Raw genomic sequence first — 20,901 nt, forward strand, 5'->3', positions numbered from 1 at the left:
ATTTTAGTCCAGGCCCATCAATTTCAAGAGGTCAAGGGGGGAATAAATCTCTGCATCCGCGCCCCAACTCTTCGGGGAGGCGCCCGAGCCAAGATAGCCGTACATGGCCACCACGGTTTTCATGCCTGCAGCTTGCCCTGCCTGAATATCTCTTTCGTCGTCACCGACGTAAATGCACTCGTGCGGCTCCAGCCCCAGGCGCCGTGCAGCCTCCCACAAAGGCTCTGGGTGAGGCTTGGAATACGCAGTGGTGTCTCCGCTGACGATGGCCCTCGCATTGGCGAAAAGCGCCACGCGCTGGGCGATGAGCGAGGTAAAACGCTCCACTTTATTGGTCACCACACCCCATTTCAACGGACGATGCTCAAGAGTAGCCACCAATTCCTGGATGCCAGGAAACAATGCCGTTTGGTCGTGGATGCATTGCTCGTAGTTGGTGAAAAACTCTTCCCTCAAGCCGGGAAAGTCCGGATGGTCCGGCGTGATACCGAATGCCACCGACAACATACCCCTCGCGCCCGCGCCGGCCAGGGGGCGATAGGCCTCCAGCGGCAGCGAAGGGAGCCCGCGGACGGACCGCAACTGGTCCGCAGCAAAGCCCAGGTCAGGCGCACTGTCGATCAAGGTGCCATCCAGGTCGAACAACACCCCTCGCACAGCCGTGAAAGACACCTCGCTCATGCAGTTGGCCGCCTGGTAGCGAACAGGTAATTCACATCGGTATCCCCGCTCAGCCAATAGCGGCCGGTTACGGGGTTGTACTGCATGCCGCGCGTATGCAACACATCAAGGCCCGCCTGGCGGCATGCGGATGCCAGCTCACTAGGGCGGATGAATTTGGCGTACTCATGCGTTCCCTGGGGCAGCATCTTGAGCAGGTATTCCGCCCCCACGATCGCCAACGCAAAGGCCTTCGCATTCCGGTTGATCGTAGAGAAGAACACCCATCCGCCTGGCTTGACGAGGCGCGCGCATGCGGCCACGACCGACTGGGGATCGGGCACATGCTCCAGCATCTCCATGCAGGTGACCGTGTCGAACGACCCAGGACACTCGTTTGCCAACTCCTCGACGCTGATCTCCCGGTACTGTACGCGCGGCGTTTCCGCCTCCAGGGCATGGAGCCGCGCCACGCGCAATGCCTTGGACGCCAGGTCGATCCCCGTGACTTCTGCCCCCTTGCGGGCCATGGAGTCCGACAGAATTCCCCCGCCGCACCCCACGTCGAGAACCTTGCGCCCTTCCAGAGGCGAGAGTTGATTGATCCAATCCAGCCGCAACGGATTGATTTGGTGCAGCGGACGGAATTCGCTGTCGGGGTCCCACCAGCGATGGGCCAGTTCCGAAAACTTGGCCAATTCAGCGGGATCGGCGTTTACAGAAACAGTCATGTTTTCATTGTCCCATCTGCAACGAGCAAGGCATAAAAAAAGCCCCGTTGCCGGGGCTTTTTTGTGACCGATGGATCGATCAGTTGGCGCGGGTACCAACCACTTCGATTTCCACACGGCGGTTCTTGGCGCGACCTTCCTTGGTCTTGTTGTCCGCCACGGGCTGCTTTTCGCCCTTGCCTTCGGTGTAGACGCGGTTCTTTTCGATGCCCTTGGACACCAAGTAAGCCTTCACGGCTTCAGCGCGACGCACGGACAGCTTCTGGTTGTATGCGTCGGTACCGATGGAGTCGGTGTGACCCACGGCAATGATCACTTCCAGGTTGATGCCCTTGACCTTGGAAACCAGGTCGTCCAACTTGGCCTTGCCTTCGGGCTTGAGGACGGACTTGTCGAAGTCGAAGAAAGCGTCGGCTGCATAGGTCACCTTGCTAGCGATAGCAGGTGCGGGGGCAGGAGCGGCAGGAGCTGCGGCTGCAGGAGCGGGTGCAGCTGCGGGAGCAGGAGCAGCAGCCTTCACCAGAGCGCCGTCGCAACCTTCGGCAGCGGTTGCGGGGGTCCAGTTGGCGTCGCGCCAGCACAGTTCATTCGTGCCGTTCTTCCAGACCAGCTCACCCGAGCCGTTTTGCCAGTTATCGATGACCTTACCGCCGTCTGCCGCCTTCACTTGAGCAACAGCCGAGGTAGCAAGCACAGCAGAGGCCAACAACATCGCCACTTTGTTCAGTTTCTTCATGGTTCTCCTCTTGGGGAAAAAGCCGCAGCCGCGCTGCGAATCAGGGACGTCGTCAGTGACCATCACCAAAAACGTTGAATTGATTGTGCCATACGTAACAAGGCCGGGGCTGCTTTGACGAGGTGCAAACCGTAGGACAAAAGCGCAATCCCGGGGATGTGTTGCTCAGCTACTACAGGGCGTTGCACCTAAAATGGCCGCTTCCTGCCGCCACCCCTCCGTCGACATGACCCAGTTTGCCAAAGAAACCCTGCCCATCAGTCTCGAAGAGGAGATGCGGCGCAGTTACCTGGATTACGCGATGAGCGTGATCGTCGGGCGCGCCCTGCCCGACGCGCGGGATGGCCTGAAGCCTGTGCACCGGCGCGTGCTGTTTGCCATGCACGAGCTCAACAACGATTGGAACCGGCCTTATAAGAAGTCCGCCCGTATCGTCGGTGACGTGATCGGTAAGTACCACCCCCACGGCGACATCGCGGTATACGACACGATCGTGCGCATGGCGCAAGACTTCTCTCTGCGCCACATGCTGGTGGACGGCCAGGGCAACTTCGGCTCGGTGGACGGCGACAGCGCCGCGGCAATGCGCTATACCGAAATCCGCCTGTCAAAAATAGCGCACGAGATGCTGGCGGACATCGACAAGGAAACGGTCGATTTCGGTCCGAACTACGACGGCAGCGAGAAGGAACCGCTGGTGCTGCCGAGTAAGCTGCCCAACCTGCTGGTCAACGGATCGGCCGGCATCGCGGTGGGCATGGCAACCAACATCCCGCCGCACAACCTCAATGAGGTGGTGGATGCCTGTTTGCACCTGCTGCGCCAGCCTGACGCGACGGTGGATGAACTCATGGAGATCATCCCCGCGCCCGACTTCCCCACGGCCGGCATCATCTACGGCATCAACGGGGTCAAGGAAGGCTACCGCACGGGCCGCGGCAAGGTGGTGATGCGCGCCAAGTGCCACTTCGAGGACATCGACAAGGGCCAGCGCCAGGCCATCATCGTTGACGAGCTGCCCTACCAGGTCAACAAGAAGACGCTACAGGAACGCATGGCCGAGCTGGTGCACGAGAAGAAGCTCGAAGGCATCAGCCACATCCAGGACGAGTCGGACAAGTCCGGCATGCGCCTGGTGATCGAACTCAAGCGCGGCGAAGTACCCGAGGTGGTGCTCAACAACCTGTACAAGCAGACCCAGTTGCAAGACACCTTTGGCATGAACATGGTGGCGCTGGTGGACGGCCAGCCCAAGCTGTGCAACCTCAAGGACCTGATCGAGGTCTTCCTGCAGCACCGCCGTGAAGTGGTCACGCGCCGTACGGTGTTCGAGCTGCGCAAGGCCCGCGAGCGCGGCCACGTGCTGGAAGGCCTGGCCGTGGCGCTGGCCAACATCGACGAGTTCATCCGCATCATCCGTGAGTCGCCCACGCCGCCCGTGGCCAAGGCCGAACTGATGGCGCGTTCCTGGGACAGCCAGCTGGTGCGCGAGATGCTCACGCGCACGCGCGCCGATGGCGGCGTGGTCAACGCGGACGACTACCGCCCCGAAGGGCTGGAACGCGAGTTCGGCATGCAGGATGGCGGCCTGTACCGCCTGTCGGACACGCAGGCCCAGGAAATCCTGCAGATGCGCCTGCAGCGCCTGACGGGCCTGGAGCAGGACAAGATCGTGGCCGAGTACAAGGACGTCATGTCGGTCATCGAGGACCTGCTGGACATTCTGGCCAAGCCCGCGCGCGTGTCCACGATCATCGGCGAAGAGCTTTCCACGCTGCGCCAGGAGTTCGGCCAGTCCAAGGTGGGTGCGCGCCGCAGCACCATCGAGCACAGCGCCCAGGACCTGTCCACCGAGGACCTGATCACGCCCACCGACATGGTGGTCACGCTGTCGCACACCGGCTATATCAAGAGCCAGCCACTGTCCGAGTACCGCGCGCAAAAGCGCGGCGGGCGCGGCAAGCAGGCGGCGGCGACCAAGGAAGACGACTGGATCGACCAGCTCTTCATTGCCAATACGCACGACTACATCTTGTGCTTTTCCAACCGCGGCCGGCTGTATTGGCTCAAGGTGTGGGAAGTGCCCTCCGGCTCGCGCAACTCGCGCGGGCGCCCCATCGTCAACATGTTCCCGCTGGCCGAGGGCGAAAAAATCAACGTCGTGCTGCCCCTGACGGGTGGCATGCGCACCTTCCCCGCCGACCACTATGTGTTCATGGCGACCAGCATGGGCACGGTGAAGAAGACCGCACTGGATGAGTTCAGCAACCCCCGCAAGGGCGGCATCATCGCGGTGAATCTGGATGATGGCGACTACCTCATCGGCGCGGCGCTGACCGACGGTCAGCACGACGTGATGCTGTTCTCCGACGGCGGCAAGGCCGTGCGCTTCGACGAGAACGACGTGCGGCCGCTGGGCCGCCAGGCGCGCGGCGTGCGCGGCATGATGCTGGAGGACGGCCAGAGCGTGATCGCCATGCTGGTGGCTGAGGATGAGAACCAGAGCGTGCTCACCGCCACCGAGAACGGCTACGGCAAGCGCACGAGCATCGTCGAGTACACCCGCCATGGGCGCGGCACCAAGGGCATGATCGCCATCCAGCAAAGCGAGCGCAACGGCAAGGTCGTGGCCGCCACGCTGGTGCATGCCGACGACGAGATCATGCTGATCACCGATACCGGCGTGCTGGTGCGCACCCGCGTGTCCGAGATCCGCGAACTGGGCCGCGCCACGCAGGGCGTGACGCTGATCTCGCTGGACGAAGGCGCCAAGCTCAGCGGACTGCAGCGCATCGTGGAGAACGACGCGAACGCCGCCGATCTCGATGCAGCCGACGCCCCACCGCCCGCTGACGCCTGAAACCGCTTCCGAAACGATAGCTGCCAGCGCTTGACTGACAAGCGCTGGCAGCACATTTGACCCATGACCATGAATCGCCCTTACAACTTCTCGGCCGGTCCGGCCGCCATCCCTGAGGAAGTGCTGCAGCAGGCCGCCGCCGAGATGCTGGACTGGCACGGCAGCGGCATGGGCGTGATGGAGATGAGTCACCGCGGCAAGGAGTTCATCGCGATCTACGAGCAGGCCGAAGCCGACCTGCGCGAGCTGCTGGCGGTGCCGCCGGAGTTCAAGATCCTGTTCATGCAGGGCGGTGGCTTGGCGGAGAACGCCATCGTGCCGCTGAACCTCTCGCGCGCAGCCACCGTGGACTTCGTGGTCACCGGCAGCTGGAGCCAGAAGTCGCGCAAGGAGGCAGCCAAATACGCCGCCGAGGTGCGCACCGCGGCCTCCGGCGAAGAGAGCCACTTCACCACCCTGCCCGACCCGGCCGGCTGGCAGCTGAGCCGCGGCGCCAGCTACGTGCACATCTGCAGCAACGAGACCATCCACGGCGTGGAATTCCAGGAGCTGCCCGACCTGCGCGCCCTGGGCAGCGATGCGCCACTGGTGATCGATTTCTCCTCTCACGTGGCGTCGCGCCCCGTCGACTGGAGCCGCGTGGGCCTGGCCTTCGGCGGCGCGCAGAAGAATCTGGGCCCGGCAGGCCTGACGCTGGTGGTGGTGCGCGAGGATCTGCTGGGCCACGCCCTGCCCGCCTGCCCCAGCGCCTTCGATTACAAGATCGTGGCCGAGAACCACTCCATGTTCAACACGCCCCCCACCTGGGGCATCTACATGGCCGGCCTCACCTTCCAGTGGCTCAAGCGCCAGCGCGAGGGCGCGGCCAGCGGCGTGGCCGCGATGGAGCAGCGCAACATCGCCAAGGCGCGGCTGCTGTACGACTTCATCGACCAGTCGCAGTTCTACGTGAACAAGGTGGCGGCCAACTGCCGCTCGCGCATGAACATCCCCTTCTTCCTGCGCGATGAGTCGCGCAACGACGCCTTCCTGGCCGGCGCCAAGGAGCGCGGCCTGCTGCAGCTCAAGGGCCACAAGTCCGTGGGCGGCATGCGCGCCAGCATCTACAACGCCATGCCTCTGGCGGGCGTGGAGGCGCTGGTGGACTATCTGCAGGACTTCGAACGCACCGCTGCCTGAAGCCACGGCACGGCCCTTTCATAAAAATGTGAGCTGTTCGCGCTTGATGTATTTGGGTTTGAGATAGTTTCTCCACTCAAACACAGAACAGACAAGCGCGGACAGCTATCAAATCCATGGCAGACAACGCTTCAAGCCCCACACCCCAGGCCAGCCCCGCGCTGGCCGATCTGCGCGTGCAGATCGATTCGCTGGACCACCAGCTGCTGCAGCTTCTCAACCAGCGCGCCCGCGTGGCCGAGCAGGTGGGCGAGCTGAAGAAGCGCGAGGGCACGCCCTACTTCCGCCCCGACCGCGTCGCCCAGGTGATCGAGAAGATCACCAACGCCAACCCCGGACCGCTCAAGAGCGCACACGTGTCCGCCATCTGGCGCGAGATCATGTCGGCCTGCCTGGCGCTGGAATCGCCCCAGCGCGTGGCCGTGCTGGGCCCCGAGGGCACGTTCTGCGAGCAGGCAGCCATCGAGTACTTCGGCGGCGCGGCCGACCTGATGTACTGCAACAGCTTCGACGAGGTGTTTCACGCCACGGCCGCGGGCAGCGCGCAGTACGGCGTGGTGGGCGTGGAGAATTCCAACGAGGGCGTGGTCACGCGCTCGCTGGACATGTTCCTGCACACCCCCTGCCATGTGGTTGGAGAGGTCAGCCTGCTGGTGCGCCACAACCTGCTGCGCTCCACCAACAGCGCCGAGAACATCGAGGCCGTGTTGGCCCATCCCCAGGCGCTGGCACAGTGCCAGGGCTGGCTGTCCAAGCACCTGCCCCACGCAGAGCGCCGGCCCGTGTCCAGCAATGCCGAAGGCGCACGCCTGGCCGCCACCAACCCGGCGTGGGCCGGCATCTCCAGCGAGCGCGCCGCGCAGCAGTTCGGCCTGCATGTGGTGGCCCACGCCATCCAGGACGACGCCTACAACCGCACGCGCTTTGCCGTGATCTGCCTGCCGCACACGCTGGCCACGCCCGCGCCCACGGGGCGGGACTGCACCAGCCTCATCATCTCGGTGCCCAACCGTCCCGGCGCGGTGCACGACCTGCTGGTACCCCTGAAGAAGCACGGCGTGTCCATGACGCGCTTTGAATCCCGCCCCGCGCGCACCGGACAGTGGGAGTACTACTTCTACATCGACATCGAAGGCCACCCCGCCCAGCCCAACGTGGCTGCCGCGCTGGCCGAGCTGCAGCAGCTGTGCGCCTTCTACAAGGTGCTGGGCACCTACCCCGTTCCGGCGTGAGGGGGCAGCATGTTTGAACAACTGGGACTGATCGGCTGCGGCCTCATGGGCGGCTCCTTCGCCCTGGCATTGAAGAAGGCGGGGCTGGTCAAGCGCGTCGTGGGCTACAGCAAGTCGCCCTCCACCACCGATCGGGCGCGCCAGCTCGGCGTGATCGACGTTGAGGCGCCCTCCGCGCTGCTGGCCGCCGCGGGTGCCGACATCGTGCTGCTGGCCGTTCCCGTGGCCGCGACCGAATCCACCTTGAAGGCCATCAAGCATCTGGTCACGCCGCAGATGCTGCTCATGGACGTGGGCTCCACCAAGGCCGACGTGGTGCAGGCCGCGCGCCGCGCGCTGCGTGACCAGATCGGCTCGTTCGTGCCGGCGCACCCGATCACAGGGCGCGAGGTGTCGGGCGTGGAACATGCCGACGTCGACCTGTATACCGGCCGCCAGGTGATCCTGACCCCCACCGAACGCACCCTCACCGCCCAGCTGCACCGCGCGGAGGACGTGTGGCGCGCCCTGGGCTGCCACGTGAGCAGCATGTCGCCCGAGGCGCACGACGCCAGCTTCGCGGCCGTGAGCCATCTGCCGCACATGCTCGCGTTCGCCATGATCTCGGGCATCACCGCGCAGCCCAACGCGGACGAACTGCTCGCACTGGCCGGACCCGGCTTTCGCGACTTCACCCGCATCGCCGCCAGCGACCCCAAGATGTGGCGTGACATCCTGCGCGCCAACCGCGACGAGGTGCTGGCCCAGTCGCGCGTGTTCAAGCAGGCACTGCAGACGCTAGAGGAGGCCATGCAGGCCGACAACGACCAGGCGCTGGAAGACCTCATCACGCTCGCCAGTCACACCCGCGCGCACTGGCGCATGGGCGCGCCCCGCAAGCACAAGGACCACTGATGTTCTCCACCGCGTTCATCGACCTGCCGCCCCTGGCCAGCGTGCAGGGCAGCGTGCAGCTGCCGGGCTCCAAGAGCATCTCCAACCGCGTGCTGCTGCTGGCCGCGTTGAGCCAGGGCACGACCGAGGTGCGCGACCTGCTGGCCTCCGACGACACGCGCGTGATGCTGGATGCGCTGCGCCAGCTCGGCTGCACGGTCGACGAAGCCGGTGGCGGCACCGTGCGCATCACGGGTTTGGGGTCTTCCACGCCGCCCTCGCCCACGCAGCTCTTCATGGGCAACGCCGGCACGGCCATGCGCCCGCTCACCGCGGCACTCGCGCTGCTGGGCGGCGAGTACGAACTGTCGGGCGTGCCGCGCATGCACGAGCGTCCCATTGGCGACCTGGTGGACGCCCTGCGCCAGCTCGGCTGCCGCATCGACTACCTGGGCAACCAAGGCTTTCCGCCGCTGCGCATCGCCCACGCGGGCGGCCTGCCGCCGCTGCAGTTGCAGGCGCCGATCCGCGTGCGCGGCGACGTGTCCAGCCAGTTCCTCACCGCGCTGCTGATGGCGCTGCCGCTGGTGGCCCGGCAGCAGGACGTGGTGATCGAAGTCGTGGGTGAGCTGATCTCCAAGCCCTACATCCACATCACGCTGGAGTTGCTGGCGCGCTTTGGCATCGCCGTGCGGCATGAGCAGTGGCAGCGCTTCACCATTCCCGCGGGCAGCCGCTACCAATCGCCGGGGCTGATCCATGTGGAGGCGGATGCATCATCTGCTAGCTATTTCATAGCTGCTGGCGCAATCGCTGCGGGCGCTAACGGCCAAAAAGGCATCAAGATCCTGGGCGTCGGACTGGACTCGATCCAGGGCGACATCCGCTTCGTCGAGGCGGCGCAGGCCATGGGCGCACGCGTCACCGGCGGCCCCAATTGGCTGGAGGTGGCCTGCGACACCTGGCCGCTCAAGGCGATCGACCTGGACTGCAACCACATCCCCGATGCAGCGATGACCCTCGCCGTCATGGCGCTGTATGCGCGGGGCACGACCGTATTGCGCAACATCGCAAGCTGGCGCGTCAAGGAAACCGACCGCATTGCCGCCATGACCTGCGAGCTGCGCAAGCTGGGCGCCACGGTGGAGGAAGGCGCGGACTACCTGCGCGTGACGCCACCCGCCCAGTCCGGCGACTGGCGCGCCGCCAGCATCCACACCTACGACGACCACCGCGTGGCCATGTGCTTTTCGCTGGCGGCCTTCAACCCGGCCGGACTGCCCGTGCGCATCGAAGACCCCAAGTGCGTCGCCAAGACCTTCCCGGATTACTTCGAGGCCCTGTTCCAGGTGGCGCAGACCGACGCGGACCGCATCCCCGTGATCTGCATCGACGGCCCCACGGCCTCGGGCAAGGGCACGGTGGCCGCTGCCGTGGCGCGTGCGCTGGGCTACCACTTCCTGGATTCGGGGGCGCTGTACCGCGTCACCGCCCTCGCGGCGACCCGTGCGGGCCTGGAGATCAGCCCCGACAACGAGCCGCGCATCGCCGAACTGGCGCGGCAACTGCCCGTGCGCTTCGCGGGCAACCGCATCTGGCTGGGCGAGGAAGACGTTACCGACGCCATCCGCACCGAGCAGGCCGGCATGAACGCCTCGCGCGTGTCGGCGCTGCCGGCGGTGCGCGGCGCCCTGGTCGCGCTGCAGCATGGCTTTCGCCGCCTGCCGGGCCTGGTGGCCGACGGGCGCGACATGGGCACGGTGATCTTCCCGCAGGCACCGCTCAAGGTCTTCCTCACGGCCAGCGCCGCCTGCCGGGCCGAGCGCCGCTATAAGCAGTTGATTTCCAAGGGAATTTCGGCTAATATCGCCGACCTTCGCGCAGACTTGGAAGCGCGGGACGCGCGGGACGCAAACCGCAGTGCCTCGCCCCTGAAGCCCGCGCAGGACGCCCTGGTACTGGACAACTCCGAGCACACGATCGACGAGGCCGTGATGCAGGTGATTGACTGGTGGCAGGCTCGCCAGCCGTTCGGCGCGTAAGTGCTGACGGCCGGTACATGGCCCACACGGCTCCCGCCGCGCCCTGACTGCGCACTGGCCGTGTGGTTCTTACAACCTCAACCCCGCGGTGTGATGCCGCACAACCTCCGCAGGCAGTCTTAGAAACGAAGGCAATGGTGCCCTCGGAAACCTGCATGCGGGCAAGGAACTACATGTCTGAATCTTTTGCCGCCCTTTTTGAAGAGTCGTTGACACGCACCGAAATGCGTCCCGGCGAAGTCATCACCGCTGAAGTCGTGCGCGTGGAGCACAACTTCGTCGTGGTGAACGCTGGCCTGAAGTCGGAAGCCTATGTGCCGATCGACGAATTCAAGAACGACCAGGGCGAGATCGAAGTCCAAGTGGGCGACTTCGTGTCCGTGGCCATCGGCTCCATCGAAAACGGCTACGGCGACACCATCCTGTCGCGCGACACCGCCAAGCGTCTGGCCTCCTGGCTGTCGCTGGAGAAGGCGCTGGAATCCGGCGAATTCGTGACCGGCACGACCTCCGGCAAGGTCAAGGGCGGCCTGACGGTGCTGGTCAACGGCATCCGCGCCTTCCTGCCCGGATCGCTGATCGACACCCGTCCCGTCAAGGACCTGACTCCGTACGAAAACAAGACCCTGGAGTTCAAGGTCATCAAGCTGGACCGCAAGCGCAACAACGTGGTGCTGAGCCGCCGCGCCGTGGTGGAAGCCTCCATGGGCGAAGAGCGCGCCAAGCTGATGGAAACGCTGAAGGAAGGCGCCATCGTCAACGGCGTGGTCAAGAACATCACCGAATACGGTGCGTTCGTGGACCTGGGCGGCATCGATGGCCTGCTGCACATCACCGACATGGCATGGCGCCGCGTGCGCCACCCCTCCGAGGTAGTCACCGCCGGCCAGGAAATCACGGCCAAGATCCTCAAGTTCGACACCGAGAAGAACCGCGTCTCGCTGGGCCTCAAGCAAATGGGCGACGACCCGTGGCTGGGCGTATCGCGCCGCTACCCCTCGGGCACGCGCCTGTTCGGCAAGGTCACGAACATCGCCGACTACGGCGCGTTCGTCGAGCTGGAGCCCGGCATCGAAGGCCTGGTGCACGTCTCCGAAATGGACTGGACCAATAAGAACGTGGCTCCTTCCAAGCTCGTGTCGCTGGGTGACGAAGTCGAAGTCATGGTCCTGGAGATCGACGAAGACAAGCGCCGCATCAGCCTGGGCATGAAGCAGTGCAAGGCCAACCCCTGGCAAGAATTCGCGCAGGACACCAAGCGCGGCGACCGCGTCAAGGGCCCGATCAAGTCGATCACCGACTTCGGCGTGTTCGTGGGCCTGGCTGCCGGCATCGACGGCCTGGTGCACCTGTCCGACCTGTCGTGGAACGAACCCGGCGAAGCCGCTGTTCGCAACTACAAGAAGGGCCAGGAAGTCGAAGCCATCGTGCTGGCTGTGGACGTGGACCGCGAGCGCATCTCCCTGGGCATCAAGCAGCTCGATGGCGACCCGTTCACCACCTTCGTGACGGTGAACGACAAGGGCCAGACGGTGACCGGCAAGGTCAAGACCGTGGACGCCCGTGGCGCCGAGATCGATCTGGGCGAAGACATCGTGGGCTACCTGCGCGCCTCGGAAATCTCCCGCGACCGCGTGGAAGATGCCCGCAACGTGCTGAAGGAAGGCGACGAAGTCACGGCCGTGGTGGTGAACGTGGATCGCAAGACCCGCAACATCCAGCTGTCCATCAAGCAAAAGGACATGGTTGACCAGCAGGAAGCCATGGCGCACCTGTCGGCCCAGTCCGCGAAGGAAAACGCCGGTACCACCAGCCTGGGCGCCCTGCTGCGCGCCAAGCTGGACAACTCCGACAAGTAATCCGTCGCGGCCTGCCCTGCAGGCGCCGGTGTGCCTCCACCTGCGGGTGGCGGCACACCACACACAGCGGGCGCTCTGGTAGCGCCCGCTGTCACATCAACCTCCGCCCGAATGCCGTCCCATGACCCGATCTGACCTCGTCGAAGAACTGGCTGCCCGCTTTGGGCAGCTCACCCAGCGCGACGCCGAATACGCCGTCAAGACCATTCTGGACGCCGTGAGCGATGCACTGGTGCGCGGGCACCGCATCGAGATCCGCGGCTTTGGCAGCTTCTCGGTCAACCGCCGCCCCCCGCGCATGGGCCGCAATCCGCGCAGCGGCGAGGCGGTGCATATCCCCGAAAAGCGCGTTCCCCACTTCAAGCCCGGCAAGGCACTGCGCGAAACCGTGGACCAGCGCACCGCTGAACTGCAGGGCGTACAGGCGCAATAAAACCATAGCTGTTCACGCTTGCTGGGCAGGCGCTAGAGCCGTTTTTGGCTTGAGGCCAACGGATGGCCTGCCGCCTACCGCTCAGGCCGCTACGCTGCCCGTAGAATCTCGCCACCACTGGGGAGATGCATGAAATACCTCCTGTGGCTGCTCAAGGCAGCCATTTTTTTTACCCTGTTCGCGTTCGCGCTGAACAACCAGCAGGACGCCACGGTGTACTTTTTCTTCGGCACGCAGTGGACGGCACCGGCCGTGCTGATCGTGCTGACGGCCTTCGCGCTTGGCGTGGCCGTGGGCGTGCTGGGCATGGTGCCGCGCTGGTGGCGCCACCGCAGCGCTGCGCGCCGCGCGCACCAGGCCTTGCCGCACCCCGCCGCACCCGCCGCCGCATCCTCTGCCGCATCTCCGGCGGCGGCCGACCCCGCCCTGCCGCAGCCACCCATCCATGGAATTTGACCTGAGCTGGATCTTCCTGGGGCTGCCGCTGGCCTTCGGGCTGGGGTGGTTCGCCTCGCGTTTCGACCTGCGGCAGATGCGCGAGGAGAACCGCCGCGCACCCAAGGCTTACTTCAAGGGCCTGAACTACCTTCTCAACGAGCAGCAAGACCAGGCCATCGACGCCTTCATCGAGGCGGTGCAGAACGACCCTGACACCACCGAACTGCACTTCGCCCTGGGCAACCTGTTTCGCCGCCGCGGCGAGTACAACCGCGCCGTGCGGGTGCACGAGCACCTGCTGTCGCGCGGCGACCTGAGCCGCGCCGACCGCGAGCGCGCACAGCATGCACTGGCGCTGGACTTCCTCAAGGCAGGCCTGCTCGACCGCGCGGAAGACGCACTGCGCCGCCTGGAGGGCAGCGCCTTCGAGGGCCAGGCACGCATGGCCCTGCTGGCCATCTACGAGCGTTCGCGCGACTGGCCACAGGCGTCGGACATTGCACGGCGCATGCACGATGCGCAGCAGGGCGACTTCAGCACCCGGCTGGCGCACTACCTGTGCGAGCAGGCGCTGGCGCTGGCAGCCCATGGCGAACTGCCCGCCGCCCAGGCGCTGCTGGAGCAGGCCCTGGCCACGGCGCCCCAGGCGCCGCGCGCGCGCATCGAGCTGGCGCGGCTGCAGCAGCGCCAGGGCCAGCCCGAAGCGGCCTTCGACACCCTGCAAGCGCTCGCCCAGGCCGCACCCGCCGCGCTGCCGCTGGCCGCACCGCTGCTGGTGGAGACCGCCACCGCCACGGGACAAGCGCCGCAGGCCCAGGCGCTGCTGCAGCACCACTACGAGGACATGCCATCCCTGGATCTGCTGGAAGCCGTGGTGGCGCTGGAGGCTGCCAACGCGGACACTGCGGCCGTCGGGCGCGAATGGTACGTGCGCCACCTGGAGCGCGAGCCCTCCCTGGTCGCCGCGACGAAGTGGCTGGCAGGCGAGACGCTGACCCATGAGCAGTTCCACCCGCAAATCCAGCGCGCGCTGGAGCAAGCGGCAAAGCCGCTCACGCGCTACCGCTGCGCAGCCTGCGGGTTCGAGGCACGCCAGCACTTCTGGCAATGCCCGGGCTGCCAGACCTGGGACAGTTATCCGGCACGGCGCGTCGAGGAGCTGTAGCCGTGCGCATGCCTGCGGCCCTGCGGCATGCGAGCGTAGCGCTTGTGCTGCTGCATGCTGCCGTCGCGCTGGCCGGCGTGGACGTGAACCACGCACGCGAAGCGGACCTGGATGGCGTCAGGGGCATCGGGCCGGCGATGTCGTCGCGCATCCTGGCAGAGCGGGCACGCGGGCCCTTCCAGGACTGGAGCGACCTGATCGCACGCGTGAAGGGCATCGGCCCCGCGGCCGCCGCTCGGCTGTCGGCGCAGGGGCTCACCGTCAATGGCGCCGCCTATCCAGCCGTAGCAACGCCCGCGGGCGCGCCTGCAGCCTCCGGCGCGGGGGTCGGCGACAGCCCCTCCTCACGCTGACACACACCGGTAGCCGCGCGCCATAACGCGCTGGACAGCAGCGTATTCGCCGCCACTTGCTCGGGTTTTCATAGCACGCGGGAAAGGGCGACGCCCTAGAATCAGACGCTGATGCCTCTGACCCTCCTCATTCTTCTTCCCTTTGTGGGCAGCTTGCTGGCGGCCGTGCTGCCCGCGAATGCGCGCAATACCGAGTCCACGCTCGCGGGCCTGGTCGCGCTGTTTTGCACGGTGCAAACGGCGCTGTACTTCCCCCAGATCGCCGAAGCGGGCGTGTTGCGCGAGGAGATCACCTGGTTGCCTGCGCTGGGCCTGAACCTGGTCATCCGCATGGACGGGTTCGCCTGGATGTTCAGCATGCTGGTGTTCGGCATCGGCACGCTGGTGGTGCTGTATGCGCGCTACTACATGTCGCCGGCGGACCCGGTGCCGCGCTTTTTCTCGTTCTTTCTGGCTTTCATGGGCGCCATGGCCGGCGTGGTGCTGTCTGGCAACATCATCCAACTGGTGTTCTTCTGGGAGCTCACCAGCCTGTTCTCGTTCCTGCTCATCGGCTACTGGCACCACCGTGAAGACGCCCGTCGGGGCGCGCGCATGGCCCTCACCGTGACGGGCGCGGGCGGACTGTGCCTGCTGGCCGGCATGCTGGTGCTGGGCCACATCGTGGGCAGCTATGACCTGGACCGCGTGCTGGGCGCAGCCGAGCTGGTGCGCGACCACCCCATGTACCTCACGGCGCTGGTACTGGTGCTGCTGGGGGCGTTCACCAAGAGTGCGCAGTTTCCGTTCCACTTCTGGCTGCCCAACGCCATGGCTGCGCCCACGCCCGTGTCGTCGTACCTGCACTCGGCCACCATGGTGAAGGCGGGCGTCTTCCTGCTGGCACGGCTGTGGCCCGTCATGGGCGGCACCGAGCCGTGGTTCTGGCTGGTGGGCGGCGCGGGCCTGGCCACGCTGCTCATCGGCGGCTACGCGGCCATGTTTCAGAACGACCTCAAGGGCCTGCTGGCGTATTCCACGATCTCGCACCTGGGCCTGATCACGCTGCTGCTGGGCCTCAACAGCTCGCTGGCCGCCGTGGCCGCCGTGTTCCACATCATGAACCACGCCACGTTCAAGGCGTCGCTGTTCATGGCCGCGGGCATCATCGACCACGAAAGCGGCACGCGGGACATACGGCGCCTCTCGGGCCTGCGGCGCATGATGCCCGTCACCGCCACGCTGGCCACGGTCGCCAGCGCCGCCATGGCGGGCGTGCCGCTGCTCAACGGCTTCCTGTCCAAGGAGATGTTCTTCGCGGAGACGGTGTTCTTCGACGCTGCGCCGGCCGTGGCCCAGATACTGCCGATCGCGGCCACCGTCGCGGGCATGTTCAGCGTGGCCTATTCGCTGCGCTTCATCGTCGATGTGTTCTGGGGCCCCCCCGCCACCGATCTGCCGCATGAGCCCCATGAGCCGCCGCACTGGATGCGCGTGCCGGTGGAGTTGCTGGTCTGCGCCTGCCTGGTGGTGGGCGTGCTGCCCGCGTGGTCGATCGGCCAGTACCTGAATGCCGCGGCGCTGCCGGTGGTGGGGGGCGAACTGCCGGCCTTCAGCCTGGCGGTCTGGCACGGCTTCAACACGCCCTTCATGATGAGCCTGGTGGCGCTGGTCGGCGGCACCGCCCTGTACATGGTGTTGCGCTGGGAGCGCAAGCAAGGCCGCATCAACGCCGCCCCACTGATGCACCGCGTCAGCGGACGCGGCGTGTTCGAGGCAGTGCTGGTGCAGATCACGCGCTGGGGGCACAGCGGGCGGCGCCTGCTGTCCACGCGCCGCCTGCAGTGGCAGATGCTGTGGCTGGTGCTCGTCACGCTCGTGGGCGCCGCCATGCCGCTGTACACACGCGGCTTGCAGTTGGGAGATCGGGGCACGCTGCCGCTGTCGCCCGCTTTCGTGCTGATCTGGGCGTTGGGCATGGTCTGCGCCGTGGCCTCGGCCTGGCAGGCCAAGTACCACCGCCTGGCCGCGCTGACCCTCATGGGCGGTGCAGGGCTGTGCGTCTGCATCACCTTCCTGTGGTTCTCCGCGCCGGACCTCGCACTCACCCAGCTGGCCGTGGAACTGGTCACCACCATCCTGATCCTGCTGGGCCTGCGCTGGCTGCCCAAGCGCGACGAAAGCCTGCCCGCCTCGCCCGCCAGCGCCGCGCTGGCGCGCACGCGGCGCGTGCGCGACCTGTTGCTGGCCGTCGCCGCGGGCGGCGGCATGGCGTGGCTGGCATTTGCCATGATGAGCCGCCCCTTCGCGCAGAGCACCTCCACGTTCTTCCTGGAGCGCGCCCTCACCGAGGGCGGCGGCACCAACGTGGTCAACGTCATGCTGGTGGACTTCCGCGGGTTCGACACGTTCGGCGAGATCGTGGTGCTGGGCATCGTGGCGCTCACGGTGTATGCGCTGTTGCGGCGCTTTCGCCCCGCGGTGGAGACCATGGACCTGCCCGAGCAGCAGCGCTACCTGCCGGCCGATCTACAGACCGACCTGCTGAACCCGCGCAACGCCACCGACACGGCCGTCGGTTACCTGATGGTGCCCGCGGTGCTGGTGCGGCTGCTGCTGCCGTTCTCGGCCCTGGTGGCCTTCTACCTCTTCATGCGCGGGCACAACCAGCCGGGCGGCGGCTTCGTGGCAGGCCTGGTGTTCTCGGTGGGGCTGGTGCTGCAGTACATCATTTCGGGCACATCGTGGGTCGAGGCGCACCTGCCCCTGTATCCGCGGCGCTGGATTGCCTCCGGCCTGCTGCTGGCGCTGGGCACCGGACTGGGCGCCGTGGCGCTGGGCTATCCGTTCCTTACCAGCCACACCGCGCACCTGCACCTGCCGCTGATCGGGGACCTCCACGTGGCCAGCGCCATGTTCTTCGACATGGGCGTCTTCGCGCTCGTCGTCGGCTCCACGCTGCTCATCCTTACGGCCATCGCCCACCAGTCGGTGCGCAGCCACCGTTACCACGCCCGTCTCATGGAAGAAGAACAACAAGCGGCCAGCGAGCAAGCAGCCGTCCCGGCCACACAAGGAGCCGTCTGATGGAAATCGTGCTGGCTCTGTCCATCGGCGTGCTCACGGGCTCGGGCGTCTGGCTGCTACTGCGCCCCCGCACCTTCCAGGTCATCATGGGCCTGTCGCTGCTGTCGTATGCCGTGAATCTGTTCATCTTCAGCATGGGTCGCCTGGGCCTGGCCGTGGACAAGGAGCCCGTGCTCGTGCCCGGCGTGCCGCAGGATCTGCAGCATTACGCGGACCCCATGCCCCAGGCGCTGGTGCTCACCGCCATCGTGATCGGCTTTGCCATGACCGCACTGTTCCTCGTCGTGCTGCTGGCTTCGCGGGGCATGTCGGGCACCGACCACGTGGACGGCTCGCACTCGCGTGAAACGCAGGAGATGCCATGAGCCGCATCGCGGAGCTGACCTCCCTGCTCATGCCGCACCTGATGCTGGCGCCCATCGGGCTGCCGATGCTCACGGCCGCTTTGCTGCTCACCATGAAGGAAGAGCAGCAGCGCCTGAAGCTGGGCCTGAACATCCTGTCCACCCTGCTCGGGCTGCTGGTGGCCGTGGCGCTGCTGCTGTGGTCGCACGAATCTGGAGCGCCCGCGACCATGGGTGTGTACCTGCCGGGCAACTGGCCGGCGCCGTTCGGCATCGTGCTGGTGCTGGACCGGCTCTCGGCCATGATGCTGCTGCTGACGGGCTTCGTGGCGCTGTGCTCCATCGTGTTCGCCGGTGCGCGCTGGCACCGCGCCGGCGTGCACTACCACACGCTGTTCCAGTTACAGCTCATGGGGCTGGGGGGCGCCTTCCTCACGGGCGACCTGTTCAACCTGTTCGTTTTCTTCGAGATCCTGCTGGCAGCCTCGTACGGCCTGCTGCTGCACGGCGCCGGCCGCACGCGCGTGCAGGCCGGCCTGCACTACATCGCCATCAACCTGGCGGCGTCCTCGCTGTTCCTGATCGGCGCGTCCATGCTGTACGGCATCACGGGCACGCTCAACATGGCCGACCTGGCGCAGGCCATCCCGCAGGTGTCGGCCGCCGACCGGGGATTGTTGCACTCAGCGGCCGCCATCCTGGCCACGGCGTTTCTCATCAAGGCGGCTGTGTGGCCCCTGAACTTCTGGCTGGTGCCGGCCTACAGCGCGGCCACGGCGCCCGTGGGTGCGCTGTTCGCCCTGATGACCAAGGTGGGCATCTACACGCTGCTGCGCCTGTGGACGCTGATGTTCAGCAGCGAGGCCGGTCCCTCCTCCCTGTTCGGCAGCCTGTGGCTGATCGGCGGCGGCATGGTCACCATGGCCTTCGGCGCCATCGGCATGATGGCCTCGCAGCGCCTCACCCACCTGGCCGGTCATGCGGCCGTGCTGTCGTCGGGCACGCTGCTGGCGGCAGCAGGCTTCGGGCAGAACGCGCTCACTGCCGGGCTGCTGTACTACCTGCCCAGCTCCACGCTGGCCGTGAGCGCGCTGTTCCTGCTGGCCGACCTCATCGACCGCTGGCGCAACGATGGCGCGTCGCTGGCGCCTTACGAACTGGACGACGTGGCCCCCTTCCTCACCCCCGAGCTAATGCCCACCACCGGCCTGAACCTGGACGAGGACGAGGAAGTGCTGGTCGGCCGCGTCATCCCCGCCGCGGCCGCGTTTCTGGGTCTGGCCTACATGGCCTGTACGCTGGTGATTGCGGGCCTACCGCCGCTGTCCGGCTTCATCGGCAAGTTCGCGATGCTGACGGCGCTGATAAACCCGCTGGGGCTCGGCTCCTCGGCCGGCACCCAGCCCGGCCTGCCGGGCTGGACGTTGATCGCGCTGATGATCGCCACCGGCCTGCTGGCGCTGCTGGCGCTCACGCGCTCGGGCATACGCCACTTCTGGGCCGCGCACGACCGCCCCACGCCCCAGTTGCGCGTGATGGAGGGGCTGCCCATCGCCATACTGCTCGGGGCCTGCGTGGCGCTCACCCTGCAGGCCAACGGCGTGATGCGTTTCACCGAAGCAACGGCCAACGGGCTGCATGCGCCGGGCACGTATGTACGCGCCGTGATGACGGCCGCGCCCATTCCCGGCCCCACCACGACGCCGACGCCTGAGCGCGCGGAAAGCTCTGCCACCACGAAGGCCGCGCCATGATGAAGAAGCTTCTGCCCGCCCCGCTGGTCTCCCTGGGTTTGTTCGTGATGTGGCTGCTGCTCAACCACACCACCAGCATCGGCCACGTCCTGCTGGCACTGGTACTTGCGTGGGGCCTGCCGGTGCTGTTCAGCGAACTGCGCCCGCAGAAGGTGCGCGTGCGCCACCTCGGCACGATCATCCGGCTGTGCTTCACGGTGATGGTGGACACCACGCGGTCCAACCTTGCCGTGCTGCGCTTTCTGCTGCTGCCGTCGCAGCGCCGCCACCCGCCGGACTTCGTCAAGATTCCGCTGGAACTGCGCGACCCCAACGCCCTCGCCGTACTGGCCATGATCGTGTGCATCACCCCTGGCACCTCCTGGGCCGAGCTGTCGCTGGACCGCAGCCTGCTGATGCTGCATGTGCTGGAGGTGGACGATGCGCAGGCCATCATCGACCACGTCAAGGCGAGCTACGAGCGCCCGCTGATGGAGATTTTCGAATGACCGGTTCCGTACTGTCCTGGGCGCTGCCCATCGCCATGTTCCTGCTGGCCGCGGCCATGGTGCTGTGCCTGGTGCGCCTGCTCAAGGGCCCCGCCGCGCAGGACCGCGTGCTGGCGCTGGACTGCATGTACCTCAACGGCATGCTGCTCATGCTGGTACTGGGCATCTACTACGGCAGCACCAACTACTTCGAGGCCGCCATGTTGATCGCACTGCTGGGCTTCGTCAGCTCCACGGCCATGGCCAAGTTCCTGCTGCGCGGGGAGGTGATCGAATGAGCGACGCACTGCCGCTGTGGCTGGACATCGTGCTGTCCGCGCTGGTGCTGTGCGGCGCGGCCATCGCGTTCATGGGGTCACTGGGGCTGCTGCGCCTGGCCACCTACTTCGAGCGCGTGCACGCACCCTCCATCATCGCCACCATGGGCTGCTGGTGCATCATGCATGCCACGCTGGTGTACTTCTCCGTGACGGGCAACGGCCTGGCGCTGCATGCGCTGCTGATTGCCCTGTTCATCGCCATCACCGTGCCCGTGACCAACATCTTCCTGATGCGCGCCGCGCTGTTTCGCGCGCGCCGCGCGGGCGAGAAGGTGCCGCCCAGCCTCAGCCGCGTGGCGGACAGCAGCACGCTCGATTCGTGATTTGCTACTGAAAATATAGCTAATAGCACTTGACCAGCAAGCGCT

Annotated in this window: 19 protein-coding genes; 16 read left to right on the forward strand and 3 right to left on the reverse strand. The window is 66.3% G+C overall.

Features of this window, described 5'->3' with window-relative positions; all coding sequences use genetic code 11:
• Nucleotides 1-3: 3 nt before the first annotated feature.
• The 3 genes from BA022_RS07175 to ompA all read right to left on the reverse strand — a co-directional run bounded on the left by BA022_RS07175 (nucleotide 4) and on the right by ompA (nucleotide 2,127).
• Nucleotides 4-681: an HAD family hydrolase gene (locus BA022_RS07175; RefSeq protein WP_088887022.1), complete on the reverse strand. Its 678-nt coding sequence runs from the start codon at nucleotides 679-681 to the stop codon at nucleotides 4-6.
• The gene (ubiG, locus tag BA022_RS07180; RefSeq protein ID WP_011805662.1) at nucleotides 678-1,391 is read right to left on the reverse strand and encodes a bifunctional 2-polyprenyl-6-hydroxyphenol methylase/3-demethylubiquinol 3-O-methyltransferase UbiG; all 714 of its coding nucleotides are present in this window, start codon (nucleotides 1,389-1,391) and stop codon (nucleotides 678-680) included. Before ubiG ends, BA022_RS07175 begins: the two co-directional genes overlap by 4 nt.
• Nucleotides 1,392-1,470: 79 nt before the next feature.
• On the reverse strand, nucleotides 1,471-2,127 hold the full coding sequence (gene ompA, locus BA022_RS07185; protein ID WP_011805663.1) for an outer membrane protein OmpA: 657 nt from the start codon (nucleotides 2,125-2,127) through the stop codon (nucleotides 1,471-1,473).
• Between the two features lie 226 nt (nucleotides 2,128-2,353).
• Here ompA and gyrA point away from each other — a divergent pair, with 226 nt between their 5' ends.
• The 16 genes from gyrA to BA022_RS07265 all read left to right on the forward strand — a co-directional run bounded on the left by gyrA (nucleotide 2,354) and on the right by BA022_RS07265 (nucleotide 20,856).
• Nucleotides 2,354-4,987 (forward strand): DNA gyrase subunit A, encoded by a 2,634-nt coding sequence (gene gyrA / locus BA022_RS07190; RefSeq protein ID WP_088887023.1) that lies wholly within the window; start codon nucleotides 2,354-2,356, stop codon nucleotides 4,985-4,987.
• Between the two features lie 69 nt (nucleotides 4,988-5,056).
• Complete coding sequence (serC, locus tag BA022_RS07195) at nucleotides 5,057-6,166, forward strand: 3-phosphoserine/phosphohydroxythreonine transaminase (protein WP_088888545.1); 1,110 nt, start codon at nucleotides 5,057-5,059, stop codon at nucleotides 6,164-6,166.
• A gap of 116 nt (nucleotides 6,167-6,282) precedes the next feature.
• The gene (pheA, locus tag BA022_RS07200; protein WP_088887024.1) at nucleotides 6,283-7,398 is read left to right on the forward strand and encodes a prephenate dehydratase; all 1,116 of its coding nucleotides are present in this window, start codon (nucleotides 6,283-6,285) and stop codon (nucleotides 7,396-7,398) included.
• Nucleotides 7,399-7,407: 9 nt separating this feature from the next.
• Nucleotides 7,408-8,292 (forward strand): prephenate dehydrogenase, encoded by an 885-nt coding sequence (locus tag BA022_RS07205; RefSeq protein ID WP_015913006.1) that lies wholly within the window; start codon nucleotides 7,408-7,410, stop codon nucleotides 8,290-8,292.
• The gene (locus BA022_RS07210; protein WP_088887025.1) at nucleotides 8,292-10,313 is read left to right on the forward strand and encodes a bifunctional 3-phosphoshikimate 1-carboxyvinyltransferase/cytidylate kinase; all 2,022 of its coding nucleotides are present in this window, start codon (nucleotides 8,292-8,294) and stop codon (nucleotides 10,311-10,313) included. Before BA022_RS07205 ends, BA022_RS07210 begins: the two co-directional genes overlap by 1 nt.
• 173 nt (nucleotides 10,314-10,486) lie before the next feature.
• A complete protein-coding gene (gene rpsA, locus BA022_RS07215) occupies nucleotides 10,487-12,172 on the forward strand; it encodes a 30S ribosomal protein S1 (RefSeq protein WP_236884909.1) in 1,686 nt (561 codons plus the stop codon).
• A 121-nt stretch (nucleotides 12,173-12,293) separates the two neighbouring features.
• Nucleotides 12,294-12,605: an integration host factor subunit beta gene (locus tag BA022_RS07220; protein WP_011805670.1), complete on the forward strand. Its 312-nt coding sequence runs from the start codon at nucleotides 12,294-12,296 to the stop codon at nucleotides 12,603-12,605.
• A gap of 129 nt (nucleotides 12,606-12,734) precedes the next feature.
• Complete coding sequence (locus BA022_RS07225; RefSeq protein ID WP_088887026.1) at nucleotides 12,735-13,061, forward strand: LapA family protein; 327 nt, start codon at nucleotides 12,735-12,737, stop codon at nucleotides 13,059-13,061.
• Complete coding sequence (gene lapB, locus BA022_RS07230; RefSeq protein WP_088887027.1) at nucleotides 13,051-14,208, forward strand: lipopolysaccharide assembly protein LapB; 1,158 nt, start codon at nucleotides 13,051-13,053, stop codon at nucleotides 14,206-14,208. The genes BA022_RS07225 and lapB overlap by 11 nt, the downstream gene beginning before the upstream one ends.
• 8 nt (nucleotides 14,209-14,216) lie before the next feature.
• Nucleotides 14,217-14,561, forward strand: a complete 345-nt coding sequence (locus BA022_RS07235) for a ComEA family DNA-binding protein (protein WP_088888547.1) — start codon at nucleotides 14,217-14,219, stop codon at nucleotides 14,559-14,561.
• Between the two features lie 111 nt (nucleotides 14,562-14,672).
• Nucleotides 14,673-17,627, forward strand: coding sequence for a monovalent cation/H+ antiporter subunit A (locus BA022_RS07240; RefSeq protein ID WP_088887028.1), 2,955 nt, complete (start codon nucleotides 14,673-14,675; stop codon nucleotides 17,625-17,627).
• On the forward strand, nucleotides 17,627-17,992 hold the full coding sequence (locus BA022_RS07245; RefSeq protein ID WP_011805675.1) for a Na+/H+ antiporter subunit C: 366 nt from the start codon (nucleotides 17,627-17,629) through the stop codon (nucleotides 17,990-17,992). Before BA022_RS07240 ends, BA022_RS07245 begins: the two co-directional genes overlap by 1 nt.
• Complete coding sequence (locus tag BA022_RS07250; protein WP_088887029.1) at nucleotides 17,989-19,725, forward strand: monovalent cation/H+ antiporter subunit D; 1,737 nt, start codon at nucleotides 17,989-17,991, stop codon at nucleotides 19,723-19,725. Before BA022_RS07245 ends, BA022_RS07250 begins: the two co-directional genes overlap by 4 nt.
• Nucleotides 19,722-20,213, forward strand: coding sequence for a Na+/H+ antiporter subunit E (locus tag BA022_RS07255; protein WP_015912998.1), 492 nt, complete (start codon nucleotides 19,722-19,724; stop codon nucleotides 20,211-20,213). The genes BA022_RS07250 and BA022_RS07255 overlap by 4 nt, the downstream gene beginning before the upstream one ends.
• On the forward strand, nucleotides 20,210-20,491 hold the full coding sequence (locus BA022_RS07260) for a K+/H+ antiporter subunit F (protein ID WP_011805678.1): 282 nt from the start codon (nucleotides 20,210-20,212) through the stop codon (nucleotides 20,489-20,491). The genes BA022_RS07255 and BA022_RS07260 overlap by 4 nt, the downstream gene beginning before the upstream one ends.
• Nucleotides 20,488-20,856, forward strand: coding sequence for a monovalent cation/H(+) antiporter subunit G (locus BA022_RS07265; RefSeq protein WP_011805679.1), 369 nt, complete (start codon nucleotides 20,488-20,490; stop codon nucleotides 20,854-20,856). Before BA022_RS07260 ends, BA022_RS07265 begins: the two co-directional genes overlap by 4 nt.
• Nucleotides 20,857-20,901 lie beyond the last annotated feature (45 nt).

Source organism: Diaphorobacter nitroreducens (assembly GCF_002214645.1).
GTDB classification, from domain to species: Bacteria; Pseudomonadota; Gammaproteobacteria; order Burkholderiales; family Burkholderiaceae_C; genus Diaphorobacter; species Diaphorobacter nitroreducens.

Excerpts from the sequence above, each read along its gene's own strand:
- BA022_RS07245 (WP_011805675.1), top strand. The coding sequence starts at position 17,627 with ATGGAAATCGTGCTGGCTCTGTCCATCGGCGTGCTCACGGGCTCGGGC.
- BA022_RS07265 (WP_011805679.1), top strand. The coding sequence starts at position 20,488 with ATGAGCGACGCACTGCCGCTGTGGCTGGACATCGTGCTGTCCGCGCTG.
- BA022_RS07205 (WP_015913006.1), top strand. The coding sequence starts at position 7,408 with ATGTTTGAACAACTGGGACTGATCGGCTGCGGCCTCATGGGCGGCTCC.
- BA022_RS07210 (WP_088887025.1), top strand. The coding sequence starts at position 8,292 with ATGTTCTCCACCGCGTTCATCGACCTGCCGCCCCTGGCCAGCGTGCAG.
- ubiG (WP_011805662.1), bottom strand. The coding sequence starts at position 1,391 with ATGACTGTTTCTGTAAACGCCGATCCCGCTGAATTGGCCAAGTTTTCG.
- serC (WP_088888545.1), top strand. The coding sequence starts at position 5,057 with ATGAATCGCCCTTACAACTTCTCGGCCGGTCCGGCCGCCATCCCTGAG.
- BA022_RS07235 (WP_088888547.1), top strand. The coding sequence starts at position 14,217 with ATGCCTGCGGCCCTGCGGCATGCGAGCGTAGCGCTTGTGCTGCTGCAT.
- ompA (WP_011805663.1), bottom strand. The coding sequence starts at position 2,127 with ATGAAGAAACTGAACAAAGTGGCGATGTTGTTGGCCTCTGCTGTGCTT.
- gyrA (WP_088887023.1), top strand. The coding sequence starts at position 2,354 with ATGACCCAGTTTGCCAAAGAAACCCTGCCCATCAGTCTCGAAGAGGAG.
- pheA (WP_088887024.1), top strand. The coding sequence starts at position 6,283 with ATGGCAGACAACGCTTCAAGCCCCACACCCCAGGCCAGCCCCGCGCTG.
- BA022_RS07260 (WP_011805678.1), top strand. The coding sequence starts at position 20,210 with ATGACCGGTTCCGTACTGTCCTGGGCGCTGCCCATCGCCATGTTCCTG.
- BA022_RS07255 (WP_015912998.1), top strand. The coding sequence starts at position 19,722 with ATGATGAAGAAGCTTCTGCCCGCCCCGCTGGTCTCCCTGGGTTTGTTC.
- lapB (WP_088887027.1), top strand. The coding sequence starts at position 13,051 with ATGGAATTTGACCTGAGCTGGATCTTCCTGGGGCTGCCGCTGGCCTTC.
- BA022_RS07240 (WP_088887028.1), top strand. The coding sequence starts at position 14,673 with ATGCCTCTGACCCTCCTCATTCTTCTTCCCTTTGTGGGCAGCTTGCTG.
- rpsA (WP_236884909.1), top strand. The coding sequence starts at position 10,487 with ATGTCTGAATCTTTTGCCGCCCTTTTTGAAGAGTCGTTGACACGCACC.
- BA022_RS07225 (WP_088887026.1), top strand. The coding sequence starts at position 12,735 with ATGAAATACCTCCTGTGGCTGCTCAAGGCAGCCATTTTTTTTACCCTG.
- BA022_RS07250 (WP_088887029.1), top strand. The coding sequence starts at position 17,989 with ATGAGCCGCATCGCGGAGCTGACCTCCCTGCTCATGCCGCACCTGATG.
- BA022_RS07175 (WP_088887022.1), bottom strand. The coding sequence starts at position 681 with ATGAGCGAGGTGTCTTTCACGGCTGTGCGAGGGGTGTTGTTCGACCTG.
- BA022_RS07220 (WP_011805670.1), top strand. The coding sequence starts at position 12,294 with ATGACCCGATCTGACCTCGTCGAAGAACTGGCTGCCCGCTTTGGGCAG.